The 1,181-nt window shown below is 46.5% G+C and carries 2 protein-coding genes; one reads left to right on the top strand and one right to left on the bottom strand.

From position 1 onward, the window contains the following. The coding region (locus A3766_RS07095; RefSeq protein WP_156508748.1) for an ATP-binding cassette domain-containing protein at window positions 1-519 on the bottom strand (519 nt) is incomplete at its 3' end. A 36-nt stretch (window positions 520-555) separates the two neighbouring features. Here A3766_RS07095 and A3766_RS07090 point away from each other — a divergent pair. Then, a partial coding sequence (locus A3766_RS07090; RefSeq protein ID WP_068642006.1) for a DUF2390 domain-containing protein occupies window positions 556-1,181 on the top strand: 626 nt, incomplete at its 3' end.

The following is a 1,181-nucleotide window of genomic DNA, read 5'->3' as shown; positions in this document are numbered from 1 at the left end:
CAGCAACAATAGGTCAGAAGGGCACATCAGTGCTTGCGCCAAATTCAAACGAATTCGCCAACCACCAGAGAAGTCATTAACCGGGCGCTGCATGTCTTTCTGATCAAATCCCAAACCATGCAGTAACTTTTCCACGATAACTGGTGCTTCATAGGCACCTATGTGCTCCAGCTCTCCATGGAGTTCAGCAATTTTATGGTCATCGTGTGCGGCTTCAGCTTGTTTTAATTCAGCCTCCAGACTACGGAGCTGCTGATGGCCATCGAGCACATAATCTTTAGCCGTTCGCTCTCCTGCTGTGACTTCCTGAGCCATATGAGAAACACGGCAGTTACCGGGCAAAGAATAGGCACCCGAATCCGGGCTAAGTTCGCCTAAGATAAGTTTAAACAAGCTTGTTTTTCCTGCCCCGTTGGCGCCAATAATCGCCACACGTTGACCGGCATGCACAAGGGCATTCGCCTCGGCTAATAAAGGCTCCGGGCCTCTTCGTAGGGTCAATGCATCGATCTTTAACATTCAGGAAACCTGCCTTTACTGATAAGATATGTCTGGATGGCGCAGACGGTAGCGGATATCCTACGCAACATCAATCCTAAGATGCCGATAAATTCCTATGGATTTATTTCGATTTACACTTATCAAATATGCTCTAACCAAATGACTCATAGCCGCCCCTCTATCACCGCAATATCGGCAGCAGAAATGAACGCCCTCTCTCTAGAGAATGAATTTTGGCTATGTTCACTTAAGCTGTGGAAGAATAAAACACTGCAAGACACCNTATTAGACCTACAAGATGCCCAAGGCTTTCGCGTCAACCTATCACTCTTTGCAATGTGGGCTGGGCTTATGAAAAAGAATATTACACCGCTGCTACCCAACATCAACGAAGAGCTAGACTCTTGGCACGAACAAGTCGTTGCACCACTTAGGCAGGTAAGAAAAAGTCTACCCAACGGTGCGCTAAGCAAGGACGTTCAGCAAAACGAGCTGCAAGCCGAACAAGTCGAACATGCTTTACTGTTTAAGCTATCTCAGACGATTCCATTTGAGCAGAACGGCAACACGATCGATCTTCTGATTGGTAATTTCTTAGCTAGCAGGCTGCCGAAATCACATCCATTCTTATGTATTCGAACTTGTTTACCAAATTGCTCCGACTCTGAAATCCAGTCACA

It is taken from the genome of Oleiphilus sp. HI0132 (assembly GCF_001635845.1).
The sequence above is the reverse complement of the archived record's forward strand: the minus strand, read 5'-3'. Positions and strand labels throughout refer to the sequence as shown.